The sequence below is a fragment of the Bacillus shivajii genome (genome assembly GCF_020519665.1).
Classification (GTDB): Bacteria; Bacillota; Bacilli; order Bacillales; family Salisediminibacteriaceae; genus Bacillus_CA; species Bacillus_CA shivajii.
On the sequence record NZ_CP084703.1, the window covers coordinates 369,165 to 395,590 of the forward strand.

The window sequence follows — 26,426 nt, forward strand, 5'->3', positions numbered from 1 at the left end:
TGGTCAACACTATGTTAACACCGTATCGACCGGGTGGTCAATACAATTTATAAAAAGTTTCCATAAGGAATGTGTCTTATGGATCAGATAACTTCGTAGTAATTCGATATTCATATTTATTTACAAAAAATTAGGGAAATAAGTTTTATACTGTAAATATAAGGGAATGTGTAACTTGTGTACTTATAGAGTCGACAATAGGTTAAGCCATTTGAAGGTGAGTTCTCGAGAAAAAAATGCAAATCCATGATTTTATAATAAGGGGAGGATTATTGCATGCTGACAGAATCTGATTCTACGCATTGTAATGAAAGGTTTACCGCAATTCAAACTGCAATTAAAAGATTTATATTACGTCAAAAGCATGATGTACATAAAGGGGTTGTTAATGGAAGGTTTATGTCATGGCTATTAAATATAAATGGGGAGGGTAACCAAGAAAGTGGAAAGAGATTTAAGCCATTTAACCAATTAAAAGGAGTAACTAGAAAATTTCAGGATCTTACTGAGAAGGATCTTACAATGCTTGGAGTATCGGTTGGAAAAGGAGTAAGTTTGTTATTTACAAGTGGCATTGAAGTAAGGGGAATTGTTACAGAGGTTATAAGGGAAAACGATAAAACGATACAGGTGACTTTCCGTGATTGCTTTGTTACATATGAAGATGAAGTTTTATTTGATCCAAATTGTGGGTTGTATCATTTATCTGTTGAAGAAACAATCCCAATGTTTTGTCTTCATGATCATTTGAATAGTCATAGCGGTAATAATACATTGACTACACTCTCTCGGTTAAATGATCTATATGAACAAATCAGAGGTGTGAGAACAGGTATTCAGACTGCTGGAATTGTTGTCATTGCAGCAGTTTGGGAGGAATTGAAGAAGACAGATAAATACGACTGGCTCTTGCGATTAGAAATGGTTGAAATCCTACAAGAACGCAATTGGTTGCCTGAAGTAAGGAATGAAATCGAGTGTGATCTAGAAAGGATAAAGGTGCAAGACGAAAAGTTCTATTTAGTAATAAAAAGTGGTTTGGATGTATGCAAGTGAAATACTCACCACTAACGTTGGGCTAACCCCTCACACGTTTGAAGAGGGAGAATTCTTTGGGAAGAGCGTTAAGAGTTAATGAGTTAATAATGGTTTTAGGTGAATGTACCTAAGTTACAAACAAACTAATAACTTGGGATTTCATTAAAACTTATAAAATAATATTTACCTTTTCTATTTTGCTTGCCGTACTGGCGGGCAATTTTTTGTTCGAGAAGTTGATATGATAAGTTAACCCCATTTAAGAGCAGATTAGATTCCAATGATTGTAAATGAAATTCTTCGTCAGGGTGTGTCGAATTTCCTATTTTTTTGTTGCTTTATGTAAGATTATTCTATAGAATAGATTTTATTGGAAAAGTAAATATAAATAATCATGTAAAAGGCAAACTATCTCGAAAGGATAGGACGCAAAGCCTAGGGTCTAAGGTGTATGTCACTATGATCGCCTGGTTACCAAATACGATATACCTAGGTAAATGTTTGGCTATTCTACTATTTTAGAATAGTCTTTTTTATTTTCCATAATGTGAGCTGGAAAAAAGTATTTAAAAGTCATCAAAGAAAATTAAGTGGAGGGTGAAGAATGATTTCGAAATTCAAGAAAAAAAAGAATGACAATCATGCAAGGAAATTGAAACTTAAGTTAAGGACAAAGTTAATTGCTAGTTTTTTGTTCGTTTCATTAATTTTTGGTGTGGCAAGCGTAGTCTCCTACATAAATATGAATCAATCAAATAATTCTTATAGTTATATCATTGATACGGTCATTGAAGTAAGAAATATTAGTTCAGAAATTGAGTACAATATTAGTCGGCAAAGTAGTAATATGCGAGGGTATTTATTAACTGAAGACGAAGAACAGCTTGAAAGATTAGAGGCAGCGAATGAACGAATCTTTCTATTAATTGAGGAAGCAAAAGCGTTGAGTACTATTGAGGAAACAGTGCAACGTTTAGATGTAATTGAAGAGATGAATGAACAATATATGGAAGAAGTCAATTTAGCTTTAAACCTAGGGAATACCCATATCGATCGAGCAATTGACCGTACAGTCAATTATATCATTCCCCGAGGTAGAATGATGGCAGACGAAGCTGAAGGATTTACAGAATGGTTAGATGGAGTTGTAGAGGAACAATATACGCAAACGACTCAAGAAACGAACCAAGCAATGGTATTTGTTGTTGCGATGAGTGTCATTGCATTCATTTTAGCAATTGTTTCTGGAATTATCGTTTCAAACCTAATATCAAGACCGATTATCGGATTAGCGAAAAATGCAAAACAATTAGCTTCAGGCGATTTATCTATAGAGAAGCTGACAGTTAAAAGCCGTGATGAGGTATATGACTTAAATGAGTCGTTCAATGAAATGACTGATAGTTTACGTAATATGGTCTCTCAGATTTCAACGAATGCAGAACAAGTGGCAGCTTCTTCAGAAGAGTTAACAACTAGCGCAGAAGAAACGAGTAAGGCAACGAATCAAATTACAGAGTCCATTCAAGAAGTAGCGACAGGGGCCGATAATCAAGTTCAAAGTACAAACTCGGCAAATCAAACGGCAAGTGAAATCAAAAGTGGTATGCAGGAAATTGCTAAAAGTGTTGAATCCGTAATTTATTCGAGTGCGACAGCAGATGAAAAGTCTGCAAACGGAACAAAGGTTGTTGAAAATGCTGTTAAACAAATGGGAGCAATTGATACAAAAACGGCAGAGATTGCGAATGTCGTCAGTCAATTAGGAGATAAGTCCAAAGAAATTGGTAGTATTATTTCATTAATTACAGATGTCGCGGAACAAACGAATTTATTAGCATTAAATGCCGCAATCGAAGCTGCTAGAGCAGGGGAACATGGAAAAGGGTTTGCTGTTGTTGCTGACGAAGTGCGTAAATTAGCGGAACAGTCCAATCACTCTGCGAATCAAATCGGAAATCTTGTTGAAGATATCCAAAAAGGGATTGATCAGTCCGTTTCAGTGATGGGAGAAGGTCGAGAATCTGTTCAAAAAGGAATCAATTCTGTAAATGAAGCAGGGACGGAATTTGGTTCGATATCAAAATCTATTGTAGATATTTCGACGCAAATTACTGAAGTTTCTGCAGCGGTGCAACAAATTTCAGCTGGATCTGAATCGATGGCTGCATCGGTTAACGAGGCAGCAAATGTTGCGGAACAATCTTCTGGGTATGCGCAAACTGTAGCGGCTTCGGCAGAAGAACAGATGGCTTCAATGGAGGAGATTACATCAGCTGCTGAAACGTTAGCAAGTATGGCGGAGGAATTACAGGTAGAGGTAAGTAAGTTCAAATTATAGCTTGAAAAACTAGTGTTAGGATTAGCCTTTTAAAGGCTGGTTCTGTCACTAGTTTTTTTGATTTATTAGTCTTAACCTTTGTGAATTTCATCGCATAACAAAATAAAGAAGTGTGAAAACCGTGAGTGGAATAAAAGTGACGATATAAATAACTGAAAGCCATACTACTTTACTTATTGTTGTATTTGTATAATTCTCATCTTTCGGGTTAATTCCAATGATGATTGTTGTCACTAGTGCTAAAAGGCATATAACACCGCTAATAATAATAAGAACGTTCATTTGAAGTACCTCCTTTGGAGAAGTCTCATATTTTTCTATCTTACAAAACTTGTTAATGAATGAAAAATAAAATGCTCTATTTTCAAAGTGAACCGTAACAGTAGAGGTAAACGAGTCTTGAAAAAGTATAGAAAAATAAAAAGACCGTGGTGAATGTACACCAGGCCTTTAATTTCAATGCTATCAAGTCTGTCATTTATTCATTGACAACTTTATTGACAATATCATGGACTTCCGTTCTACTAATTTTTTCTTTCCCTTCAGCTATAGCATCAAGTGTTGCATGAGCAAGTGCAAGCGGGATCTGACAAAAATGTTGATTTTTTTCTTTAATAAAAGGCTGTGTTAAAGCTCAATGTTGATACCTTGGTATGTGAGGAATGGAGGGAGGAGAAGAGATGGGAGTTCTACCCCTGACGTGCACTTTATGCAGTAAGGGGCAGAAACCTTTTCATTTTTAATCTTCATTTGTTCTTTTCTTTTTCAGTAAAAGAACGAATAGAAATATGGAAAAAAGGAAGATGATGATAAATAATAGGCTAATCCACCATGGCAGTGCTGGTTCTTCCGTGGTAGGAACAGTTGGTGTTACAACAGATAATTGTTTTTCGTCTAAGATGACGTTTCCGGATTGGCTCATTCCAATGGTGGTTGTTCGTTTATCATTTTCTTGAAGAGTGACTAACATTTCTGGGTCAAAAAATGGTTGATCTTTTCTAGGTGTGATAAATGGCTGGAAGGTGGCCATTGCTTTTTCTTCATTCCAAAGGGATGGTTCAATAAGGGCGATGTATTGTAACGTTTCTAAAAGAAAAGGGCTACTCGATAAAGTGTTTTCATTCGTATCCCAAAGCTTTTCATGAAGGGAGATGATATGGTCATTGATGAAATGGCTTGTTACATCTTCAACATTACGTTCATATACAATATTGAGATTTCTGATATTTTCCTTGTGTGGAACCATTGAAGAGGTCAATTGTGCTAGCTGACTCAGCATTTGGCCATTTAATTTATCAGGAAGAATAAACGTCGTATCTTGTAAGCCGTGAGCATTTACAAAAGGAGCTGGCCAATTCGAAAAGTTAATCTCTGAGCTTTCAACAAGAGAGAAATCAAAAAAACTACTATTTTCAATTTCGATCCAGCGTGTAGAATCATCTCTTTGTATACAGTCGACTTCTTGACTAACAAGGTTCGTAGAAAAGATAACTTCAATATACTTAGAGGCGTTGATATCTTCAATATCGATAGGGACCTCATAGGTGAGCTCATTTCTTTCATTTACTAGCGCAACTGCTCTTCTTAGTGGAATTGTATAAGGCTTTTCGTTTATATAAATGTTTATTCCTAAGTGTTCGTCTACCCCTTCATCAACCAATTCATGAAGTAATGGAGATATACGCATATTTACATGTAACGTTGGGTGTTCCTCGATTTCCCCATATAGTGGAAGGTCGAAACGGATCACTGGTGAAGTATTAAATCTAGAATTTAAGTGCAAATCCTCCATACCTTTACTTTTCAAATCAAATGTCATGTCTTCATTGTCGTCTATTGTCTCTGGTAACTGGGCAACAGATAACGAACTCCCTGCTAACTGTTTAATAACGTGTTGCTCAGTTAAAAGAGGAATTTTCTTTTCAATCAAATCGTTTTCATCCCCACCAAAAAATAAAAACTGTTTGTTTATCTCATCTAAAATAAACGTATCAATCGTTACGTAGTTACGACCTATATCTAAATTGCGCGTTGTTAACGTTTCTTTAATGATCCCATTCCAATCGTCATAGCGCCCCACTGCGATGATATTTTTTAAATCATCTATTGCGGATGTTTCAGATTCAGTGATGATAACTGCATAATCACTTGTATGAACTTGTGAACGTAAAAAGTGAGCAAGCTGAGTTGCTGCTGAAATAATAGGTTCTGAAGGATGGTCAGGGACGACAAGGTAAAATTGTAGCGGTTCAGTATAACCAGGTTGTATGAATGGATAAGGATAATGTTTTAATAAGTCCGTTTGTTGTACAAAGTCACCTACATCAAGGTGAACGAAAGAATTGGAATGAACAACGAGCCAATTAGAAGGGTCAACAGCTCGTTGACATAGATCATCGGTAATATATCCTTGAAACAGTAAAGTAACTTTATGAAATCCCTCCGTTACCATTGACTCATCTAGTTTTATTTTTAAGGAAGAATGATTTGCTGTCTCAGATGTTAAAAACATACTATGAACAGGTTGGTTATTCACCTCAACTGTCAATGTTGATGTTTCAGGTAATAATAATGGAGAGTGACTGAATGTTAAATAAATATAATGATCGTCTCCTTTTTTTAAGAGTGGTGCTTCGTAATACATGTCGACCTGGCTAGGACCGACCATTTTTACATCGTCAGCAACGAATGAGGTGATCTGACCATGTTCTCTAGTTTCTCCCCTTTGACTAAGGGCAGACCAGTTTTCAAGGTGAGTTGAAAATCTTTCAATTGAGGTTTCATCAAAGCTGTCTTCTGTTAACATGACACTGTTTTCATTACGTATTTCATTTATATCCTCGTTGTTTTGGTATGTTATTTCTACTTCGTTTTCTGAATCCATTGTTGTTACGAAATGAGGTGTAGCTCCACTTAAAAAAATGAGTATAGAAAAGAGGGAGAAGGTGTACAAGCCCTTTATTATTGTCTTGATTCGTTTTCTATAAGGACGATATCCTCGTTTTTTGGAACGAGCAATCCGATCTTTTCGATTCAGTAAGCCGTTGGAATATAGATCATGATTTCGTTTACCCATGTTCTTTCACACCTTCACCGTTCGTATCAGAAGACTGTTTTGAAGTGAAACGTTTTGTTTTATCCCACTTCACTTCTTGTTTGAAAAAAGTACGTTTGCACTCTAAAAAAAACGAATAAATGACTAATAAAATCCAAAGCTGTGAATAAGTAAAATACATTAGCGCTACGACGAAAAAATTTTGAGCGGTCATTTCTGTTTTTTCAATACTTAAGGCAATCATCGCTTCTGTAATATACAAAAGGTAAGCGAGTACCCATAGTATGAGAGCAACTATTCCGATTTGTAAATTCAAATCATAAAAAAGATTCACGATAAAAATGGTGTTGGAAAGCATCACCCCCACTAAAAATAAAAAGTAAGTAAAAAAGAAGTAAAGTAAGTCGAAGATGATGTTTTTCCTCTTAAGTTTAAAAAAACTTTTTAAAAACTTTAAAATGACATATTGGTTTCCCCTTGCCCAGCGTGTTCTTTGTTTCCACCAAACCTTCCAATTTTCAGGCTCTTGTTCCCATGTAATTGCTGCGGGGAAAAAGCGGATATGATATCCGAGATTATAAACACGAATCGAGAGTTCAGTATCCTCAGCGAGTGCTTTATGATCCCAACCGCCGAGCTCTTCGAGTATACTCCGTCGAATCGCAAAGTTTGTACCAGGTATCGTCGTGATTTTAAACCAAAACCAACGACCTGCTTGTGCTAGCCATTGGAAACCGATTGTTTCAATATTAATGAATTTTGTTAGTAAGTTTTTCTGTGCATTGATCACACGAAATTTGCCAACTACGGCGCCTATTTTTTCAGTGTTTAAACCTAAAACTAAGTAGTTTAAAGCAGAACGTTCAGGCGTGTTATCAGCATCATATACGACAATAACTTCACCCGTTGATGCCTTTAATCCATAATTTAAAGCCGTCGCTTTTCCTTTTCCGGCATAAGGAGCTTGCGTATCCACAACTTTTATAAAAGGGTATTGCTTACTCACATTCCTAGCTAGTTCTCCTGTTTGGTCATTTGATTGATCATTGATCACAACTACTTCTAATTTGTCTTTCGGGTAAGTAAATCTCACCATCGCTTTAAGTGTGCGCTCGATGACGATTTCTTCATTATGAGCAGGAATTAATACACTGACAGAAGGATAATCTCCTATTTGCTTACGCCACTTTTCGATAGGGTGTTGGTATTTTAAAAAGTGAAAATAGCCGCCTTGCATTAAAAACATATGATATAACAGCATGACCCAAATTAAAGTTAACGATAAGATGAACAAGTTATTTGCCATTCACTTTTCTCTCCTCAAATAATCGTTTTCGTTTTTTAATACGAAGTCTTAACGTATGAATGGCAAACAAGCTGATAGTTAAAGCGACGATTATGACGACAACCCATAATATAAACTCGATTAAACTTAACGAGTAGCGATTGATCATTTTTTGAAAAAGGGGAATGTCTTCATATACTGTATAGCCTTCCGTCTTGTTGAATTGTACGCTTGCATAAGGAACATTTACTTCATGGTTTAATTGCAACATGTCAAAAAATGGGTCGTTAAACGTTGAATAGATAGATTTTACGAGCGTTGTTAATAGTTCCTCTTCTAAATATGCAGGGAAAATAATGCCGTTTACACTTTCTTGTAACGTTCCTATTTGAACAAGTTCTTTTTGAAAATGATTGCTAAATAATAGAGGATCTAGTTCTGTCACATATAACGATTTAGGTATGAGTACAAATGGTTCGGTCCTTTCGAAACTTGCAATACGAGCGTTACCTTTTAGTGATGACTTATGGAAGTTGCTAATGATCGTAGAAGATAATTGCGAGATTGTTGATAAATCTTTTATTGAAATGGTAGGTTCATTTATTTTTAGACCTATTGGGGGTAAGTGATGTGAAACGAGTTCTTGAATGGACCTGTAGAGGTCTCTTTCTTTATACTGTCCTTTTGCAAGTATTCCTGCTCCTTGGTGTTGAAGGTATTGTAATCGCTCAATGAGACTAGGAGAGGAAGAGAGTATATAATTTTTCTTCCTTTCGAAGTGGTAATAAACAGGTTGAACGGCGATTAGAAATGGGATATTTTCGTTTAATAAATAATCTGTTAATGTTTCTAAATGATCAACGTTTGTTAATGGATGAACGTCATCGATAATTAACACGAAATTGTGATCGGAACTTAATGGAACTTGAAAAAACGTACGCAGTGATTCAATAATATAAAGTTGCACAACTTCGTTAGAAAATGTCTGTAATCCAAGATAATACAATTGATCATCCTGAATAAGTACAGGATAAGATTGAGATGTCCCTTTCCAGCCCTCCAATAAAACGGTTGCTCCATTAGAGGGAACAATCACCTTATCTATCATGATCTGTTCAGATAAGTGCTGCCACTGACTTTTCCCATTAAAAGAGATGCCATTAACTTGTGTCGTTGTTGATATAGAAATTGGAAACTCTTGTTTAAAGGGTACCAAACTATGTTTTCCAATGAGTAGAAGGTTACCTTCAAAGCCTCTTATGAACTCCTTAACTTTGTCACGGAATGTTGATTGATCACTTCCCCAATAAATGAGGTGTGTAACATTTTGAACATGATCGCTAGTGACTTCCTCTTCGGCTTTTACAGTGATATGAAATGAATAGTAACTTATTAAATTGATGAATTCACTTAAGTGCAAAGAGTCTACGCCTTGTTGATAAACGACTAATATATCCGGTGTCTTACGCTCATTTACTGTCTCTTGCGCACTTATAAGAGAAGGGAGAAACATAAGGAAACATAACCCTATAAAGGATGATTTAATAAATATAGGTTTCAAGGTCTTGTTTAGCATTTTCATACATATCTCTAAACCCTTTCATCTCTTTTTGATAGTGGCTGACACCGAATGAATATGAGGTTGTGACTTCTTTCTTACTGTTTAATAATGTATGACTCGTTAGCTGTTGCTCTAGTTTATGAATAACAACATCGACATGCTCTCGGGGGGTGTTAGTAAGTAATATTGCAAATATATCTTTCTGTACTCTAAATCTAAAATCACTAATTCTCGTATTTTTATTAAGCTTTTTTGATATTTCTAGAGTGAAGTGTCTCGTCTCTTTTTGACCATAAAGTGTTTCAAAATCGTCGAAGTGGTTTGTTTTAATTAAAAGCAAGTTAAGATCATAATGATATCGAGCTGATCGCTTAAACTCTTTTTCCAATATCAGTTCAAACCTCTTTCGGTTATCAAGCCCAGTATCCAAGTCAACCATAACAAGATCATTATATTTTTGGTGGAGCTTTTCATTTTCCTTAAAAATGAATGTAATGATTTGATGGCTCATCCCCGATACGGCTGAACCGATAAGGAATAAAAGGAGCCATCCAAATGTAACAGTAAGTCGCTCTAGTGAATCTTGCGGGTCTAACACCCACGCTTCCCAAAACTTATAACTACCAATGAAAAAGATAATTAGTAGATTAATCCCTAGACTGACAATTCTTCCTTTTAACACCCCGATGACAACGAGTGTTAAAAAGGTGAGGAAGTAAAGGATATCGGTTTGGGTCGTGTAAGTTAAGTGGAAGTAATAACCACCGATCATGATAGAAAAAATAAGGGAAAGTTGATAAATAAAATACTTTACCTTTTTACTTACAGTCAATAAGTGTTGCATCAATCATTCTCCTCTCTGCTAAAAGAGGAAGTAAGTTATCGAAGATGTGTGTGTTCATTGTGTATTGATCAATATATCCCCCATAATACATGTGATCCTCTTCTGCAATTTGGAATTGTTTCATTCTTTCATAAAGTTGCTTGGCTAATTGGCTTTCTCCTGCCTCAATGGTATACAGAACCAATAATCCATACACTGCTGGAGATTCATAATGAACGGCAGGTTTTAGTGAACTACGCTTGTATTTCCCATATACTTTGCCTTTATCGATTTCCGATTGAATGAATGATAGAAATAATTTGTGATCGATCCCAGCATATTTTAAACTTCTAGCAAGATACGCTTGATCAATCATATGAACAATCTCATGAAAGGTGATGGATTTTGTAGCACTATCGTATGATGTCGGAAAAAAGATGGAGCTAGGTGATATAACATTTAATAAGTTTAATATTCGTTCATAAGTCTCTGATGGTACAACCCCCCTATCATACAAATGACCAATTGGGTCCATTTGCAAATACGAAAGGGTTATATTTGTACTGCTTTGATTTAAATTTCCATCATAAAAATCGACAAACAAATGATTTTCTATATTGTGTGTAACGATTGCGCCACTGATTTTTTCACTTAATAGAAGGTATGACTCTTCATTCCACAGTTTCCAACCTTTATAAAGAGTATGTGCTATCCTTAAATCATCAATCAGTGCATTGACTTCTTTCTCTTCTTTACTATGGACTTTCCAGCGTATTAATCCGTTCTTCATAAGGAATTCGTCCTCTAGTGTAAGTGCTGCCCTGTGGAACAATTCGATGTCTTTTTTTAGCAAAGCATACTCCATCCATAGCCCTAATGATTCAGATAATGTTTCATCTCCTTGAGCAGCCCAGTACGGCATTTCATTAGTATTTATAAATGATGTTTTAAAAGTACCATCATCATTGATCATATGTTTTTTAATGAAACGTTCAGCCAACAATTCTTGTTTCGGTGCCGTCTTAACTTCTGGTAGTTGTCTTCCTAAGATAACATCTGAACTTCTGTTTATAAGCGAAAGGAAAACAAGGCTAATGACGAATAAAACGATGAGTAAAATGACATGAATTTTCATTAAACGACCACCTTTTTGGACAGGGGTGCATAACAAAGCTTACACTGTATTTTTGCTTATATACGATTGTTTCATAGTATTATGTAATATAAGTAAAAATGCCTCGAACTTTCATCCTATAAAAAAATAATAATAAAACATCGGAAAATGGAAAATATTTGAAGTGTGTGGAGGACTGAGAAATAAAGTAGTGAAATGGAAACATGACCTGAAGGGAACTTATATTTATGAATGGAAGACGAGAAATCGTCAATACGTACCGATTCCTTGATTTCCTACATCATAAAAGCAATATTAAGGAAAATGGTTCATAATAAAAAGGAACTTCCTTGAAGAAAGTTCCTCGTCTTACTTATTCATTGACAACTTTATTGACAATATCATGGACTTCCGTTCTACTAATTTTTTCTTTCCCTTCAGCTATAGCATCAAGTGTTGCATGAGCAAGTGCAAGCGGGATCTGGCAAAAATGTTGGATTTTCTCGTTATTTATACTTTCCATGTATTGATCAGCCATTGCTAAATTTTTTCGTGCATAACGAAACATTTCATCCCATCCCCAACCGTTTGGGAAGAAATCGACTTCGTCACGATCTAAATCCTCATCACGGTTACGTAAGATATTTACAGATTGTAGACCTCTACCGAAGGCGATCGCTAATTCCTTATCTGTTTCGATATTATCATACCATTTCCAAAGATCGGAGAGCATGACACCTACCAAACCAGCAACATAATATGTGTAATCGTCTAAATCTTTTTTGGTTTGGATATCAAAGTTTTTTTCAACCCAACTAGCCATACCATCAGCCATCGTTGAAGTCGAATCTAATACGTTACGTAAAGCTTCCTTTGGACAAACGGTGATCCAATCATGAAGTCGTAACGACACTTCAGGCAAAATATGTTTGTAGTTTTTGAAAATAGCTGCAAGCTCATCTTTGTACGATTCGCCTTGTAACGTTTCGCTAATCGAACGTAATAGCTTTACTTTATCATCGGCAGGAAGCTCAGGGTGATCCTCGACCTCGTCGATCGCCCTCATACATAAATAAGCCCCTGTAACTGCTTCCTTCAAACGTTCAGGAAGGTGGGTAATTGGGATGAAAAATGTTCGGCTCGTATCCCTTAACATTTCGATCGCTTCATTATGTAAATGGCTCGTCTCACTCATGTCGAAACCTCTCCTTTTTTCGAAAGCTTTTTCCTATTTATCATATTAACCGCTTCATAGCTTTAAACCTTCTCTTTATTGTAACCTATGATCAGGTCGTTCAAACGTGAAAGGGGGACTTATTGTAATGCTTGTACTATCCTTTTTTTATGTTTATAGGATATTATAACGTGTCAATAAGTTGAGGAAAAGAATTACGCATTTTTAGAGAGTAAAATGTTTATAGAATATACATTGTATACCTGTGTGGGGTATTGTATAATGCATATAATAAGAATTTTGAATTTTCAAATGGAGGGGGCTAAACATGACAAAAGTTAAAATGATTCCTTTAGCAGTGAATGGTGGGATAGGTTTTGGAGCAAAACTGAAACCGAAACAGCTAATGATTTTAAGTCAGTATTTAGATGAAGATCAAGAAATTGAATTAACGACTTTTCAGCAATTAATAATTAAAGTTGAAGAATCAAAAGTAGAAGAGGTCACGAAACAATTAGAAGAAGCAGGGCTAGCTGTTTATAAAGTAGGACCTTATGTGAAAAGCTTACGAACGTGTAACTTTTGTAAAGGAGCAGAAGAAGAGGGGATGCCAGTTGCCATTGAATTAAATAAACGAATTGCTGGCCAAGAAGTACCATTTACTTTACGTCCAGCATATACAGGGTGCCCAAATGCATGTGGTGAACCTCTGATTAACGACATCGGGGTGATCAAACGAAAAGATCACTATGAGTTGTATATTGGGGGAAAGGCCGTAGGAGAAGATGCACAGACAGGCGTTTTGTTGCAGGATGGGTTAGAACCAGAACAGTTATACAATTTAGTAGACCGTGTCATAGATGTGTACCGAAATAACGGAAGAAAAAGAGAGAGAATGGCAAAATTCGTGGATAGATATGGATTTGATAAAATAAAGGAAGTGTTGACGGGGGAATGTAAAAGGAACCTTTGAAATGCTTTAACAATTTTGTCACTTTAAATACAATGGGTGGGTATAGTATAATGCAATTAAATCTATGATGATACATGGTAGGATTGGAGGCGAGAGGTTTGGCAGAGCAATTAGAAATCGCTGAAAATGAGGAGAAATCATGTTGTGAAGAACATGAAATGCACGGTCAAGTCCCATCGGATGTGAAGGAAAGTTTGATTAAACGAATGAACCGAATCGAAGGCCAGGTTCGTGGTGTCAAAGGCATGATTGAACGGGATGTGTACTGTGATGATATTTTAAATCAAATGTCAGCTGTACAATCCGCACTAAATTCCGTCTCACGTTTATTATTAGACAGTCACATGAAAACATGTGTGATGGAAAGGTTAAAAGAAGAAGACACGGAAGTTGTTGATGAATTTTTGAAAACTGTTTCTAAATTAATGAAATAAAATATATTTTTTAAAAGGTGGAATGAAAAATGTCAAAAGAAACTCTTAAAGTAGAAGGTATGTCTTGTGGTCACTGTGTATCATCTATTGAAGGCAGTGTGGGTGAACTAAACGGTGTTTCTAGTGTGAAAGTGAACTTAGATGAAGGACTTGTTGATGTTGAATTTGATACAAGTAAAATATCATTGGAGAAAATAAAAGAAGAGATCGACGATCAAGGTTTTGACGTAGTTTAGTTAAATGGAAATATCGTGTTGCACTTTGTAGCACGGTATTTTCTAAATATATTATCATCTGTACTTAAACTCGTGACTTAATATACCCTACTACCGTAATGTATAATATGGTTTAGAGGTGTAGAAACATAGCACTTACTGATGGGGATGACACCAAAGTTTTAGACGAATGGGGATAGCAAAGGAATTTAAGAAATAAAATCATCATCACTAACTCTTAAAACAGAACTATACCCCCATGTTGTATAGGAGGGGAAAACCATTGGCAAATAAAGAAGCAACACTAAAAATATCTGGCATGACTTGTGCAGCTTGTGCAAATCGAATTGAAAAAGGTCTTTCAAAGATTGATGGCGTAGATGAAGCGAATGTAAACTTTGCTTTAGAGCGCTCAAAAGTTGTATATGATCCAGAGCAAACGAACATTGAGGATTTTGAGAAAAGAATTGAAAAGCTAGGCTTTCAAGTTGTGAATGAAAAAAAAGAATTTAATGTTTCAGGTATGACTTGCGCAGCTTGTGCAAATCGAATTGAGAAACGTTTGAACAAAATGGAGGGCGTATCTTCTGCAAATGTAAACTTTGCTCTTGAAACGGCAACGGTTGTGTATGATGACGGTGAAGTAAAAGCAAAAGATATGATGGAGTCAGTTAAAAAACTAGGTTTTCAGCTACTCCCTAAAGAAGATGAACGAAGTAAAGTAGACTATAAGGAAAAGGAAATTGAAAAACAGACCGGGAAGTTTCTTTTATCGGCGATCTTAACATTGCCGCTATTATGGACAATGGTTGCACATTTTGAATTTACGATGTTTATTTATATGCCTGACATGTTTATGAACCCGTGGGTCCAGCTAGCGTTAGCAACTCCGGTTCAATTTATTGTTGGTGCTCAGTTCTATACAGGGGCATATAAGGCGTTAAAAAATAAGAGTGCCAATATGGATGTCCTCGTTGCTTTAGGAACAAGTGCAGCTTATTTTTACAGTATATATCTCGGCTGGACGTGGATGAGTGCTGGTTCTGTCGGAATGCCGGAATTATACTTTGAAGCAGCTGCGATTATTATTACATTGATTGTGTTAGGAAAACTTTTTGAAGTTCGTGCGAAAAGTAGAACGGGCAAAGCGATTCAAAAGCTGTTAGGTCTTCAGGCAAAAACAGCAACCGTTATTCGAAATGGAGAAGAGGTTGAGTTACCAATTGAAGAAGTACTAACAGAAGATACAGTCGTCGTGAAACCAGGTGAGAAAGTCCCCGTAGACGGTGAAGTAATTGAAGGAAGATCGGCTGTTGATGAGTCCATGATTACAGGTGAAAGCATTCCAATTGATAAGTCGCAAGGGGATGAAGTAATCGGAGCGACGATTAACAAAAACGGTTTATTAAAAGTGAAAGCAACAAAAGTAGGAAAAGATACGGCACTTTCACAAATTGTAAAAATCGTTGAAGAAGCACAAGGGTCAAAAGCTGACATTCAACGAATGGTTGATAAAGTATCAGGTATTTTCGTACCTGTAGTTGTAGCATTTGCTATACTTACCTTCCTTACATGGTACTTTATTATTACACCAGGAGATCTTCGTTCCGCGTTAATTCCGATGATTTCAATTTTAGTTATCGCTTGTCCATGTGCTTTAGGTCTTGCTACGCCAACATCCATTATGGCAGGGTCTGGACGTTCAGCGGAAATTGGTGTCCTCTTTAAAGGTGGCGAGCATTTAGAAAATACGCAAGCGATTCAAACGGTTGTTTTAGACAAAACAGGTACAGTAACGAAAGGTGAACCAGAATTAACGGATGTTTCTGTTTCAGGCAATTTTACTGAAGAGCAAGTCCTTCATCTCGTCGGATCAGCCGAAAAGAACTCAGAACACCCGCTAGCTCAAGCGATTGTAAATGGTGTGAAGGATAAGGGAATTGAATTAACAGACCCAAGTGACTTTGAGGCGATTCCAGGACATGGTATTCGTGCCACAGTAGAAGGACGTGAAGTGCTTGTTGGTACACGGAAGTTGATGAAGAAGTATGACATTCGTTTATCTGATGCAGAAAAAGGAATGGAAACCTTAGAGAGCCAAGGAAAAACTGCGATGTTAATTTCTGTAGACGGAATATTCGCAGGAGTGGTAGCTGTTGCAGATACAGTGAAAGAAACATCAAAAACGGCAATTCAACGTATGAAAGGCCTTGGTCTCGAAGTGATTATGCTTACTGGTGACAACCAGCGAACAGCGGAGGCAATTGCCAAAGAAGTTGGGCTCTCAGAAGTTATTGCTGAAGTTTTACCAGAACAAAAAAGTGATGAAATCGCAAAACTGCAAAAACAAGGAAAGAAAGTTGCGATGGTCGGTGACGGTATTAACGACGCACCAGCCTTAGCAGTTGCAGACATCGGTATGGCAATTGGAACAGGGACAGATGTTGCCATTGAAGCAGCGGATATCACTCTAATGCGCGGTGATTTAAATAGTGTTGCAGATGCAATTAGTATGAGTAGAAAGACGATGCGTAATATTAAACAAAACTTGTTTTTCGCATTCGTTTATAACACCTCAGCGATTCCGATTGCAGCAATTGGTCTACTTGCACCTTGGGTAGCTGGAGCTGCAATGGCCTTTAGTTCAGTTTCGGTCGTATTAAACGCATTACGCTTACAAAAAGTGAAACTTGTAAAGTAAGGAGGGGTGAAACATGAGTGGTGTAAAAGTTTGGGTTATATCAGGAATTGTCTATCTGACAGCTGTTATTGCAGGGTATAGTTTTATTACTGGAGAAAACCCATTAACGAGTGGAGAGATGCATGAAGATCATGGAGCAGATCATGAAGAAGTGACAGAAAATGTTCATGATGATGGAGTGCATGACGGTCATGGAGAACCAAGCGGTGAACAGACTGTCGAGGTAGGTGTAACATTTGAAGGTGGGTTAATTCAGGTCAAGGTTCAAGACGAATATGGCCATGGACCAACCCTTCTTGAAACACATGAAAGGCTAATGCACCTCATCGTTGTTCGAGACGATTTAGAAGAATTCCATCATTTCCACCCTGAAAAAATTGATGATGGTCTGTTTGAAACAGAGGCTTCCTTAAATGATGGTCAGTACTATGTATTTGTTGATATGAAACCTGAAGGTGAAAAGTATGTCATTGAGCCGATTCGTATTCATGCTGGAGAGGCTACGGAACGAAATGTAGGATTGTCCGCGGATGAAGAGCTCTTACAAGTTGAAAATGGTAAAGAAGTAGAGCTATCCTTCTCTGAGTTGGTATCTGGTGAACATGTCACTTTGTCATTCGATTTAAAAGGTGAAACGCCGATGTCGTATTTAGGTGCATTAGGCCATGTCGTCATTATCGATGAGAACATTGAACAATTTATTCACGTTCACCCTACCTCTAAAGAATCGACAGACTTTGATGCATACTTCCCAGAACAAGGGGCGTATAAAGTGTGGGCAGAGTTTAAGTTTGAAGATGAAGATGTTCTTGTTTTTCCTTTTGTTGTTGAAGTGGAATAATCGTTAAAAAAGAGTACTTCCGAGGTTCATAAATGGAAGTACTCTTTTTCTGTGTTCTAAAAGATCTAACTTCGTTTCAAGTTCCCAAAGTTTTGTGAAATGCGGTCTAAAATAATCGCTAAAATAACAATGGCTAAACCAGCTTCAAACCCTAGACCCACTCGAATTTGTGTAACCGCTCGATAAACATCGGCACCAAGACCTGGGGCACCAACAAGTGAAGCGATAACAACCATTGATAACGCAAGCATGATGCTCTGGTTGATTCCTGCCATTATTGTTTTTGTGGCTAAAGGAAGTTGTACCATAAAAAGCTTTTGCCTTGTTGTTGAACCGAATGCATTGGCTGCTTCAACGAGATCTGCTGGTACTTGCCGGATGCCTAGATTTGTAAGCCGGATGGTGGGTGGCATCGCAAAAATGACAGAAGCAATAATACCAGGTACTACACCAATTCCAAAAAATAAAATTGAAGGGATTAAATATACAAACGCAGGCATTGTCTGCATGAAATCTAAAATTGGAGTGACGACATTTTGTACACCTTCGCTTTGTGAAGCCCATATGCCGATTGGCACACCGATAATAATTGAAATAACAACCGCAGATAATACTAGTGCTAATGTATCAAGCATTGGCATCCAATATCCTAAGTTGTAGATAAGCAATAGACCAATGGCGGTAAATAAAGCGATGGTCCAGCGACTTGTCCACCAGGCAAGTGCAACGAGTACGGCAATAAATACAAATGGTGGAATCATATATAATATGGATACAAGTAAATCGACAACGGCTCCTACAACGATTGCGATTCCTTCAAAGAAACCATAGAAATTATAGGTTAAAAAATCAACCAATGAATCAACCCATGATCCAAGTGGAATTGCAGGGAAGTTATTCATCTGTTTTCACCTCACCTTGATTTAAATAGTCATCATCTCCAGCTAATGCTCCAATAATACTTCCTCGAATAATGATTCCTTTTAATCGGTTTTCCTCATCGACGACAGGTAGCGGAAGTGACGAGGAGGTCATTTTTTCAAATAAGTCTTCAAGTACCGTATCTGGTGATACGGTAGGTAAGTCTTTGATAAGGATATCTTCTATTTTTTGTTCATTTTTTATTGCCGAAGAAGCAGCATCTGCTGTAACAGCTCCTAACAATTTCCGTTTATTATCAACGATATACAAGCTAGAATGTCCAGCTTCTTTCATTAACTGTAATGCTACACGAGGTCCTCGATCGACTTTTAGTGATTCGGCTCGTTTCATAACATTTTCAGCAGTCAATACTTTTGATAAGTTGACATCTTCAACAAAACGTTCGACGTAGTCGTTGGCTGGGTTCATCATAATTTCTTCTGGAGAGCCGATTTGGACAATGCTACCGTCTTTCATTAATGCGATACGATCGCCAATTCTTAATGCCTCGTCTAAATCGTGAGTAATGAAGATAATTGTTTTTTCCATTTTTTCTTGAAGCTCTAAAAGTTCATTTTGCATATCTTTTCGAATGAGTGGGTCTAACGCACTGAAAGCTTCGTCCATAAGTAATACATCAGGATCATTAGCTAAGGCTCTGGCAAGACCAACCCTTTGCTGCATTCCGCCACTTAACTCATCGGGATAACTATTTTCATATCCTTTTAAGCCGACTAGTTCAAGAGAGGTTGTTGCCTTTTTCTCCCGATCTTCTTTAGGCACGCCTTGTATATGTAGACCGTACTCAACATTAGATAAAACAGTACGATGAGGAAATAAGGCAAAGCGTTGAAAAACCATTGACATCTTTTTACGCCTGACTTCTCTTAATTCTTCTTTATTCAATTTGACAATGTCAGATTCATCGATGTAAACATGTCCAATAGTCGGCTCTATTAACCGATTAAGTAATCGGACAAGCGTCGATTTACCACTTCCGGATAGCCCCATGATCACGAAAATCTCTCCAGAATAAACTTCGAAGTTCGCTTTGTTTACACCAACAGTATTCCCAGTGCTCTCTAAAATGTCCTTTTTTGATTTCCCTGCATTTAGGAGCTCAACAGCTTTTTTGGGGGACTTTCCAAATATCTTTGTAACATTTTCAACTCTTACTTTTGCTTGTGTCATATCTCCACCCCTGAAATTAGAGTTTTCATGTTTTTTAGTATCTACGAACGAGTATTTATTATGAAAATAATTTTTCATTGGCTGAATAATAGGCTTTAGGTGTCTGTGTATAGTTATCCAATTGATGCAAATACTTTGGTTATAATGACAACTTGAAAATTGTTGATGAAGGGAGATTCAGAAAATGAAAAGTATCCAATCGTTTCGGTGTGTGTATATTGTTTGTTTATTAATGATCATTGGAACAGTAATAGGGTGTACTCCACCAGCAGATGAAGGAGGCCCAGGGACTGGTGATGGAGATGTAGAGCAACGTGGTGATATCGATATCGGTTTAAATAACTGGGCAGAAAATATTGCGGTGTCAAATATGTGGAAGTTGTTGTTGGAGGAAAAGGGCTACAACGTTAGTCTTACCGCGATCGAAAAACAACCAGTTTGGGCCGGGATTGCGCGTGGTGATTTAGATATAGCGCCTGAAGTTTGGTTACCCATTACTGACGAGCCTTTATTCGATGAATATGAAGAGGATATTGAAATGCATGATATCTGGTATGAAGGAACAGTGCTTGGACTTGCTGTACCAGAATATATGGATGTTGACAGCATTGAGGAATTAAGTGAAAGACATGAAGAATTAGATGTAGATCGAATTGTTGGGATTGACCCAGGATCTAGTTTAATGAGATTAACAAATGATGTGCTTGAAGAATATAATCTTGATTTGGATTTAGTAGAATCATCAGAACCTGCAATGATGACGGAATTGCAAAATGCTTACAGGCGTGAAGAACCGATTGTTGTTACACTTTGGAGTCCTCATTGGGCATTTGCTGATTATGATTTGAAGTACTTGGAGGATGGCCGAAACGTATACGGTGATCCAGATGACATTTACTATATGACAAGGCTTGGGTTTAGCGAGGAACACCCAGAGATTGTTGAATGGATGGATAATTGGTTTATGGATGATGACTCTTTAGGATCGCTCATGTCAATTATTAATGAACTTGATGACCCTGAAGAAGGGGCAAGACAATGGATTGAGGAGAATAGAGAATTAGTCGATCAATGGGTAAATTAAAAACAATATGTAATGCGAAAAAAGAGGCTTGAACCATCGATGATGGCAAGTCTCTTTTTAGGGTCTTGAGGTATAGTCGATGAAAATAAGTAGTGTTTGATCCTCGGCGCAAAAACTAAGAATGATGACGTTAGTTGGGAAAGAGAGTATGAAGATTTTGACGCTGAATGTTGAATGGGGTGCATTCTTCCGTTTTGACAACTTTCTTATAACTTCGCTCTAAATTTGTTGAAAAATAGTTAAACAAACGTTTATTTAACTATCTTATATCGCATATTAACACGGTTTGTATCGGTAGTTTGTGAAATGAGGAATGAACGAATTTGTCGATTTCATCGGCGGATTTTCCATAAACCTACATGAATAAGGCTGTTTTAGTTAAAACTAAAGTGAATTGATTCGGTAGGTGATATCGAGAAGTGTGAAGTGATACTAGGTAGAAGTGTACCAGGTACAGCCCCTTCAGTTTACTAATCACTTGAGAGCAACATAAAAAGCCTGAACAAGCGTATAAGCTTATTCAGGCAACTTTTATTCTCTATTGTGGGCAAGTTTTTTTTACGACTGTTTCTCGATTTCTTCAATGATGATATCAAGCGCTTCACTTTGCCTCGACTCATCCATTGATTGAACAAATTGACCACGATTTTTTCCAATCTCATTTAACTGATCGAGCAATGATTCGTTGTTTAGGTCTTCTTCCTCTAACTTCACTGCATAGCCCTTTTCTGCGAACGAATTGGCGTTTAATATTTGGTCGCCACGGCTTTGTCGCTTACTTAGAGGAATGATTAGCATCGGAATCTTTAGCGCTAAAAATTCAAAGATCGCATTTGACCCTCCACGTGTGAGGACGAAATCAGTTGCAGCTAAAATGTCAGGGAGTTCATCGTTTACATATTCAAATTGCTTATACCCTTTTTTACCTTCTAAATCAGGATCTAAGTTATTCTTTCCGCATAGATGAATAACTTGATACTTTTTTGTGAGCTCATCTAATGTACCCCTTACTACTTCATTGATTTTTTTCGAGCCTAAACTTCCACCCATAATCGTTAAGATTGGAAGCTTTCGATCAAACCCGAGAAATTCTCTTCCTTTGTCTGCTGAACCAGCGAAAATCCCTTTTCTAATCGGTGATCCGATCACTTGTACTTTACTAGCTGGGAAGAAATTTGCTGTTTCCTCAAACGAAGTAAACACCTTCGTTGCAAAGCGTTGTGAAATTTTGTTCGCAAGCCCTGGCGTCATGTCGCTTTCGTGAATGAACGTTGGTATTTTTAAAGACTTTGCAGCTACAATGACAGGTACAGAGACGAATCCACCTTTAGAAAAAATCACGTTTGGACGAAGCTTCTTTAACGTTCTGCGAGCGTCGATACAGCCTTTCAAGACTCGGAAAACATCTTTTACATTTTCGAAATCTATGTAACGTCTTAGTTTCCCACTAGAAATACTATGATAAGGAATATCGATATTCTCGATCAGTTCTTTTTCGATGCCTTTTTTCGATCCGATGTATTGGATGTCCCACTCTCGTTTATCCATTTCATTAATAATCGCAATGTTCGGTGTTACATGTCCTGCGGTACCGCCACCTGTAAATACAATCGTTTTCTTAGTCATAAATCCTCCTGAATCATGTCATCTTTTATTTTATAAAGCCGCCCGTATGCGGCTATCATTAATTTGCTTTCAATATATCATCGCTTGACAAGGGAAGTCCTGTCAAGAGTAAGAAGAAACAGGAACTAATAAGTGAAACTATTGTCGAAAAAAATCACAAATAAAGTCGATTTTTGTCAAATTTAAAGTGCAATTCTTCTACTTTTCAAGTAAACTAAAAGATGTTACAGACGTGTATTGTGTTGGGTATTAATAGGTGGTGGGTATTTTTCATCGCTTCAATTAGAAAGTACTTAGCAACTCATACTACAATACACGAATTGAAAAGAATAGGGGAAAAATGATGACATTTAAAGGTCGAATTGTTGCTAGTGTCGTTATGTTGTTTATTATTGCTCAGGCTATTCATCATTATTTAATAATAGGTCAGGAATATACCTTTCGATTTATTTTACTTTTGTTAGTAACGTCGGTTGTTTGGTGGCTTGGGCATAAGTATGATCAACTTTTAGCTCAAAATCACCATTTTGGAAAAGAAATAGACGAGATAAAGGAAAAAAATGATTCATTAACTAATAGTAATACCGAGTATGAGGTAATCTTCAATTCTCTTGAAGGGGCTGTTTTTTCATATGATTTGAGAAGAAATCAAATTTACTTCTCGAAACAAGTCCAAAAAATTTATGGATTAACGAATGAACAGCTCATGGTGAGTCCGCATATATGGAAAGAGATGATTCATCCTGAAGATGTAAAACGTATCGAAAAAGAGGAGAAACGATTACTTTCAGGTGAGTCGATTCAATCTGAATTTCGAGTAGTGACATCAGAAGGTGACGTTAATTGGGTTGTGAAGATTTCAACACCAATTCTTGGCTCTAATCATGAATTATTAAAAGTGCATGGAGAATTAATCGATGTGACAGATCGTAAAAAATTAGAGCTAGAACTAAAACAGATGGCTTTTTATGATGATTTAACGGATCTTCCAAATCGAAAATCATTAGATCGCCATATTGATAAAGCTTTATCCAGATCAAGGCGACATAACCATAACTTCACAATCATGTTCGTTGATTTGGATGGATTTAAAGACGTCAATGATAACTTAGGTCATGATGCCGGTGATCAGTTACTTGTAGAAGTTGCTACTCGCCTTAATGATAGTATTAGGGACGAAGATCTCATTGCACGAATTGGCGGTGACGAATTTGTCGTTGTTTTTGAAGAAACTTGTAAGGAAGAAATCCAAGCAATTGCTGAACGGATATTAAAAACGGTAGGCAACCCTTATGACATTAATGGAGAAGAAGCGAAGATTTCATTAAGTATCGGCGTCAGTATGTTCCCAGATGACGGTGAAGATAAAGAGACATTGATTGAACACGCAGATCAAGCAATGTACTATGCAAAAAATCATGGCAAAGATAATTATAAACTATATACGAAAGAACTTAGTGACGCACCGTATAAAAAAGTCGGCCTTCTTGAAAGATGGGTCAACAATATACAAAACACAAAAATATTTGGATCATAAAGAAAACTCGCCGATTGGCGAGCCTTTTAGGCGAAGACAGAGGTGTTAGTTGAACTTATACTTAATTCTTAAAAATTTTTCACTACGTCGTGCTTCTACTCCGCTAAAATTTTATGAATTCTGGTGTATGAAATAATGTAATTACCAATAAAAAACATAAAAAATCCCCAGCGACTTCAAGTAAGATTAAAGTACCTGACAAGGAACTCAATCTCATCACCCACTCACAAAAATGGAGGTTGAAGTCATATGGGGACTAGTAAAAGTTATCATATTCAAGGCAAAAAAGGAAGTTTATTTCGAGATCAATTGAGAGGAGTGGACTTAGAAAAAGTACTCATCGTCTCTATTGATGCAGCGAAACTTCATCAAAAGGCCTTGATATGCAACTACTTTGGCGATGTTATTGAGAAACCATTTTTCTTTTCTGTCAATACAGATGGAATATCTTACTTATGTTCAAAGATTAATAATGCGATTACGAACAATGACGCTCAAAGAATTTTCCTTGGTGTTGAAGCTACTGGACATTACTATGAGGATATTGTCCGTGAGCTTGGCTATAAAGGATTTGGTGTTAAAATATTCAATGCTTATACTACCTTCGAGGAGCGTGCTAGCGCACTGAATTGGTGTAAGACAGATGATATAGACCTCGTAGCCCTTGCCCACTGTATTAAGAATAATAAAGGCACTGAATTTACTTTGGCAGAAGGTATCCAGCGTCAACTTCTTACCTTCACAAGAGTGAGGAGACAAGAAATCAGAAAGCGCTCTTCTCTTCAAATGGAGATCCGGGTGTTAATGGATCACATTTGGCGTGAATTTCAAGGCTATGCCGTCCAAGAAGGAAACAAACGGAAAAAAGTTAAAGTTTTTAGCGACTTTTGGGGGAAGTCTTCCCTCTTCTTCATGAGTCATTTTCCACATCCTTCTTATATCCTTGAGCTAGGAGAAGTAGGGCTTCTAAGGCTTTCTAAGGAACACAATTTGAAATTGCGTAAGAGTACAATTGAAAAGCTCTTGTATGTGGCAAACCAGGCCCTTTCTCGCTCGCTTGCAGAGCTTAGACCAGAACTAGTTGTACTTAAAACTAAGCTGGAAGATCTAGAAAGGGTAAACAAAAATATCCGTTCATTTGGACAAGAGATTGAAACACTCCTTCTTCAAACGGAGGGCAAGCTCCTTCTGTCTACTCGTGGTATCGGCGTGGTCACCGCTGCAGAACTTTATAGCGAAATAGGTGATATTTCTCAATACGAGAACCCTGGACAAATCATTAAAAAAGCTGGAACTAATCCTATCATGAAACAATCAGGTGGTGGAAAAGGGTATTTTGGGCGCATTTCGAAGCAAGGAAATCCTCACCTTCGTTATATCATTTATAACCTTGGTCGTTGCCTATCTATGCACAATAAAGATCTACAACCATTTGTAGCGAGATTAAAAGAAAAAGGAAAACACGCTCGTAAAGTTTTTATTGCCTTAGGGAACAAGTTTATTAAAATTGCCTTTGCGATGCTTCGTGATAAAAGGCCATTTATTTCGAAAGTAACACCATATGAAATCTTAGAAGAAATCAATAAAAAACTATCATACAACTGTCTGATAAGTACAACTAACACAAGTCATAAAACTTTATCAGCTGCATAATTAAAAAACAAATAAAGTTACCACTGCTTCTGAGGTCGAGGTGAGATCGGATCAAAATTCTAGAGGCATTCAGACCTCGAAGTTAAGCAATATCCACCTCGTCCTGTAAATGCGAATTGTACGTTAATGAAATCAAAAGATTGTACTTATGCCAGAATGCATCCCTACAGTATTGAACACGAGGATAACGACTTCAGACTTGAGAAGTAGTGGTTAACTTTCATAGGGTTCTTTGTCAGTCGCTTTCTTATTACCAATTATCACCAATTATTAAGACGGGTTTATTTGGTATAAACAAAAATCTAAAAAAAGTATTTGACATAGTACGCTTAACGTGTAACAAAGAGCCTGCCTCGAGGATGTACATGAGGCAGGCTTTTTCTAATTAATTAATTAAAGTAATCCTCTTCTAGTGTTTCGAGGCTAGTTAATGATTTATTTGCCCAGTCACTTCCATCTTCAATAAGCGTCTGCTTTTGGTCTTGCAGTGCTTGGCGTAATGATTCTTTGTAATCAGGAACTTCCCCTTCAAATCGCCGAATTTGTGCTTTCGGCATATTCGCTTTTTCGTTATGGCCAAGGGCCCGTCTGTTATGAAATAACGGTACGTCAACATTTTTCGGGCTATGTAAGTCGCCTTGCTGTGGGTGTTTTTCGACAGCTAACACCTTCACAACGTAATGTGGCATACGTGGGTGCTCCCCAATAATTTCTCCAATATATTTTCCAGTTTTATAGATTCCTGTAACAATATCACCAATTTGAAGCTGTTCTGCCATTGAAACCACCTTTTCTACTTTTTCCTTAGCATACCATTTTCCGATATTTCATGCAGTACCAGTAAATCCGCATTTCACTT

Annotated in this window: 20 protein-coding genes, 2 pseudogenes and 1 riboswitch; of the genes and pseudogenes, 11 read left to right on the plus strand and 11 right to left on the minus strand. The window is 37.0% G+C overall.

Features of this window, described 5'->3' with window-relative positions:
• Nucleotides 1-276: 276 nt before the first annotated feature.
• The 3 genes and pseudogenes from LGQ02_RS01905 to LGQ02_RS21430 all read left to right on the plus strand — a co-directional run.
• A complete protein-coding gene (locus LGQ02_RS01905) occupies nt 277-1,056 on the plus strand; it encodes a hypothetical protein (protein ID WP_226516570.1) in 780 nt (259 codons plus the stop codon).
• 374 nt (nt 1,057-1,430) lie between these two features.
• A riboswitch (cyclic di-GMP riboswitch) is annotated at nt 1,431-1,517 on the plus strand.
• A 125-nt stretch (nt 1,518-1,642) separates the two neighbouring features.
• A pseudogene (locus LGQ02_RS21425) lies at nt 1,643-2,389 on the plus strand (CHASE3 domain-containing protein); the annotation flags it as partial.
• Between the two features lie 357 nt (nt 2,390-2,746).
• Nucleotides 2,747-3,379: pseudogene (locus LGQ02_RS21430) on the plus strand (methyl-accepting chemotaxis protein); the annotation flags it as partial.
• Between the two features lie 87 nt (nt 3,380-3,466).
• Here the strand turns inward: LGQ02_RS21430 and LGQ02_RS01915 are convergent.
• The 7 genes from LGQ02_RS01915 to LGQ02_RS01945 all read right to left on the minus strand — a co-directional run bounded on the left by LGQ02_RS01915 (nt 3,467) and on the right by LGQ02_RS01945 (nt 12,412).
• Nucleotides 3,467-3,661, minus strand: coding sequence for a hypothetical protein (locus LGQ02_RS01915; protein WP_226516572.1), 195 nt, complete (start codon nt 3,659-3,661; stop codon nt 3,467-3,469).
• 457 nt (nt 3,662-4,118) lie between these two features.
• Complete coding sequence (locus LGQ02_RS01920) at nt 4,119-6,455, minus strand: cellulose biosynthesis cyclic di-GMP-binding regulatory protein BcsB (RefSeq protein WP_226516573.1); 2,337 nt, start codon at nt 6,453-6,455, stop codon at nt 4,119-4,121.
• Nucleotides 6,448-7,740, minus strand: a complete 1,293-nt coding sequence (locus tag LGQ02_RS01925; protein ID WP_226516574.1) for a glycosyltransferase family 2 protein — start codon at nt 7,738-7,740, stop codon at nt 6,448-6,450. The genes LGQ02_RS01920 and LGQ02_RS01925 overlap by 8 nt, the downstream gene beginning before the upstream one ends.
• On the minus strand, nt 7,730-9,232 hold the full coding sequence (locus LGQ02_RS01930; protein ID WP_226516575.1) for a DUF2334 domain-containing protein: 1,503 nt from the start codon (nt 9,230-9,232) through the stop codon (nt 7,730-7,732). Before LGQ02_RS01930 ends, LGQ02_RS01925 begins: the two co-directional genes overlap by 11 nt.
• 28 nt (nt 9,233-9,260) lie before the next feature.
• Complete coding sequence (locus tag LGQ02_RS01935) at nt 9,261-10,124, minus strand: diguanylate cyclase domain-containing protein (RefSeq protein WP_226516576.1); 864 nt, start codon at nt 10,122-10,124, stop codon at nt 9,261-9,263.
• A complete protein-coding gene (locus LGQ02_RS01940; protein WP_226516577.1) occupies nt 10,099-11,238 on the minus strand; it encodes a hypothetical protein in 1,140 nt (379 codons plus the stop codon). The genes LGQ02_RS01935 and LGQ02_RS01940 overlap by 26 nt, the downstream gene beginning before the upstream one ends.
• 352 nt (nt 11,239-11,590) lie before the next feature.
• Nucleotides 11,591-12,412, minus strand: coding sequence for a squalene/phytoene synthase family protein (locus LGQ02_RS01945; protein WP_226516578.1), 822 nt, complete (start codon nt 12,410-12,412; stop codon nt 11,591-11,593).
• A 307-nt stretch (nt 12,413-12,719) separates the two neighbouring features.
• Between LGQ02_RS01945 and LGQ02_RS01950 the strand changes: the two genes are divergently transcribed.
• The 5 genes from LGQ02_RS01950 to LGQ02_RS01970 all read left to right on the plus strand — a co-directional run bounded on the left by LGQ02_RS01950 (nt 12,720) and on the right by LGQ02_RS01970 (nt 17,555).
• Nucleotides 12,720-13,364, plus strand: coding sequence for an NAD(P)/FAD-dependent oxidoreductase (locus LGQ02_RS01950; protein ID WP_226516579.1), 645 nt, complete (start codon nt 12,720-12,722; stop codon nt 13,362-13,364).
• A gap of 158 nt (nt 13,365-13,522) precedes the next feature.
• The gene (locus LGQ02_RS01955; protein ID WP_226518189.1) at nt 13,523-13,798 is read left to right on the plus strand and encodes a metal-sensitive transcriptional regulator; all 276 of its coding nucleotides are present in this window, start codon (nt 13,523-13,525) and stop codon (nt 13,796-13,798) included.
• Nucleotides 13,799-13,827: 29 nt separating this feature from the next.
• Nucleotides 13,828-14,034: a copper chaperone CopZ gene (copZ, locus tag LGQ02_RS01960; protein ID WP_226516580.1), complete on the plus strand. Its 207-nt coding sequence runs from the start codon at nt 13,828-13,830 to the stop codon at nt 14,032-14,034.
• Between the two features lie 298 nt (nt 14,035-14,332).
• Entirely contained in the window at nt 14,333-16,714 is a 2,382-nt protein-coding gene (locus tag LGQ02_RS01965; RefSeq protein WP_404802399.1) for a heavy metal translocating P-type ATPase, read from the plus strand.
• A gap of 13 nt (nt 16,715-16,727) precedes the next feature.
• Nucleotides 16,728-17,555, plus strand: a complete 828-nt coding sequence (locus tag LGQ02_RS01970; protein ID WP_226516582.1) for a hypothetical protein — start codon at nt 16,728-16,730, stop codon at nt 17,553-17,555.
• Between the two features lie 65 nt (nt 17,556-17,620).
• Here LGQ02_RS01970 and LGQ02_RS01975 read toward each other — a convergent pair whose 3' ends face one another.
• Both LGQ02_RS01975 and LGQ02_RS01980 read right to left on the minus strand, forming a co-directional pair.
• The gene (locus LGQ02_RS01975; protein WP_226516583.1) at nt 17,621-18,457 is read right to left on the minus strand and encodes an ABC transporter permease; all 837 of its coding nucleotides are present in this window, start codon (nt 18,455-18,457) and stop codon (nt 17,621-17,623) included.
• On the minus strand, nt 18,450-19,667 hold the full coding sequence (locus LGQ02_RS01980) for a quaternary amine ABC transporter ATP-binding protein (protein ID WP_226516584.1): 1,218 nt from the start codon (nt 19,665-19,667) through the stop codon (nt 18,450-18,452). The genes LGQ02_RS01975 and LGQ02_RS01980 overlap by 8 nt, the downstream gene beginning before the upstream one ends.
• 184 nt (nt 19,668-19,851) lie before the next feature.
• Between LGQ02_RS01980 and LGQ02_RS01985 the strand changes: the two genes are divergently transcribed.
• Nucleotides 19,852-20,751, plus strand: coding sequence for a glycine betaine ABC transporter substrate-binding protein (locus LGQ02_RS01985; protein WP_226516585.1), 900 nt, complete (start codon nt 19,852-19,854; stop codon nt 20,749-20,751).
• A 558-nt stretch (nt 20,752-21,309) separates the two neighbouring features.
• Here the strand turns inward: LGQ02_RS01985 and LGQ02_RS01990 are convergent.
• Nucleotides 21,310-22,377, minus strand: coding sequence for an undecaprenyldiphospho-muramoylpentapeptide beta-N-acetylglucosaminyltransferase (locus LGQ02_RS01990; RefSeq protein WP_226516586.1), 1,068 nt, complete (start codon nt 22,375-22,377; stop codon nt 21,310-21,312).
• 340 nt (nt 22,378-22,717) lie between these two features.
• Here LGQ02_RS01990 and LGQ02_RS01995 point away from each other — a divergent pair, with 340 nt between their 5' ends.
• A complete protein-coding gene (locus tag LGQ02_RS01995) occupies nt 22,718-23,914 on the plus strand; it encodes a diguanylate cyclase domain-containing protein (RefSeq protein ID WP_226516587.1) in 1,197 nt (398 codons plus the stop codon).
• A 249-nt stretch (nt 23,915-24,163) separates the two neighbouring features.
• A complete protein-coding gene (locus tag LGQ02_RS02000; protein ID WP_226515085.1) occupies nt 24,164-25,567 on the plus strand; it encodes an IS110 family RNA-guided transposase in 1,404 nt (467 codons plus the stop codon).
• 389 nt (nt 25,568-25,956) lie between these two features.
• On the opposite strand, the gene LGQ02_RS02005 is transcribed toward LGQ02_RS02000, so the two are convergent.
• Entirely contained in the window at nt 25,957-26,346 is a 390-nt protein-coding gene (locus LGQ02_RS02005) for a kinase-associated lipoprotein KapB (RefSeq protein ID WP_226516588.1), read from the minus strand.
• Between the last annotated feature and the right edge of the window lie 80 nt (nt 26,347-26,426).

Bases quoted from the DNA above. Each gene is read 5' to 3' on its own strand.
- LGQ02_RS01985 (WP_226516585.1), top strand. From the start codon at position 19,852: ATGAAAAGTATCCAATCGTTTCGGTGTGTGTATATTGTTTGTTTATTA.
- LGQ02_RS01970 (WP_226516582.1), top strand. From the start codon at position 16,728: ATGAGTGGTGTAAAAGTTTGGGTTATATCAGGAATTGTCTATCTGACA.
- LGQ02_RS01940 (WP_226516577.1), bottom strand. From the start codon at position 11,238: ATGAAAATTCATGTCATTTTACTCATCGTTTTATTCGTCATTAGCCTT.
- LGQ02_RS01930 (WP_226516575.1), bottom strand. From the start codon at position 9,232: ATGTTTCTCCCTTCTCTTATAAGTGCGCAAGAGACAGTAAATGAGCGT.
- LGQ02_RS01965 (WP_404802399.1), top strand. From the start codon at position 14,333: ATGACTTGTGCAGCTTGTGCAAATCGAATTGAAAAAGGTCTTTCAAAG.
- LGQ02_RS01935 (WP_226516576.1), bottom strand. From the start codon at position 10,124: ATGCAACACTTATTGACTGTAAGTAAAAAGGTAAAGTATTTTATTTAT.
- LGQ02_RS01955 (WP_226518189.1), top strand. From the start codon at position 13,523: ATGCACGGTCAAGTCCCATCGGATGTGAAGGAAAGTTTGATTAAACGA.
- LGQ02_RS01980 (WP_226516584.1), bottom strand. From the start codon at position 19,667: ATGACACAAGCAAAAGTAAGAGTTGAAAATGTTACAAAGATATTTGGA.
- LGQ02_RS01925 (WP_226516574.1), bottom strand. From the start codon at position 7,740: ATGGCAAATAACTTGTTCATCTTATCGTTAACTTTAATTTGGGTCATG.
- LGQ02_RS02005 (WP_226516588.1), bottom strand. From the start codon at position 26,346: ATGGCAGAACAGCTTCAAATTGGTGATATTGTTACAGGAATCTATAAA.
- LGQ02_RS01950 (WP_226516579.1), top strand. From the start codon at position 12,720: ATGACAAAAGTTAAAATGATTCCTTTAGCAGTGAATGGTGGGATAGGT.
- LGQ02_RS01995 (WP_226516587.1), top strand. From the start codon at position 22,718: ATGATGACATTTAAAGGTCGAATTGTTGCTAGTGTCGTTATGTTGTTT.
- LGQ02_RS01905 (WP_226516570.1), top strand. From the start codon at position 277: ATGCTGACAGAATCTGATTCTACGCATTGTAATGAAAGGTTTACCGCA.
- LGQ02_RS01975 (WP_226516583.1), bottom strand. From the start codon at position 18,457: ATGAATAACTTCCCTGCAATTCCACTTGGATCATGGGTTGATTCATTG.
- LGQ02_RS01945 (WP_226516578.1), bottom strand. From the start codon at position 12,412: ATGAGTGAGACGAGCCATTTACATAATGAAGCGATCGAAATGTTAAGG.
- copZ (WP_226516580.1), top strand. From the start codon at position 13,828: ATGTCAAAAGAAACTCTTAAAGTAGAAGGTATGTCTTGTGGTCACTGT.
- LGQ02_RS01990 (WP_226516586.1), bottom strand. From the start codon at position 22,377: ATGACTAAGAAAACGATTGTATTTACAGGTGGCGGTACCGCAGGACAT.
- LGQ02_RS01915 (WP_226516572.1), bottom strand. From the start codon at position 3,661: ATGAACGTTCTTATTATTATTAGCGGTGTTATATGCCTTTTAGCACTA.
- LGQ02_RS01920 (WP_226516573.1), bottom strand. From the start codon at position 6,455: ATGGGTAAACGAAATCATGATCTATATTCCAACGGCTTACTGAATCGA.
- LGQ02_RS02000 (WP_226515085.1), top strand. From the start codon at position 24,164: ATGGGGACTAGTAAAAGTTATCATATTCAAGGCAAAAAAGGAAGTTTA.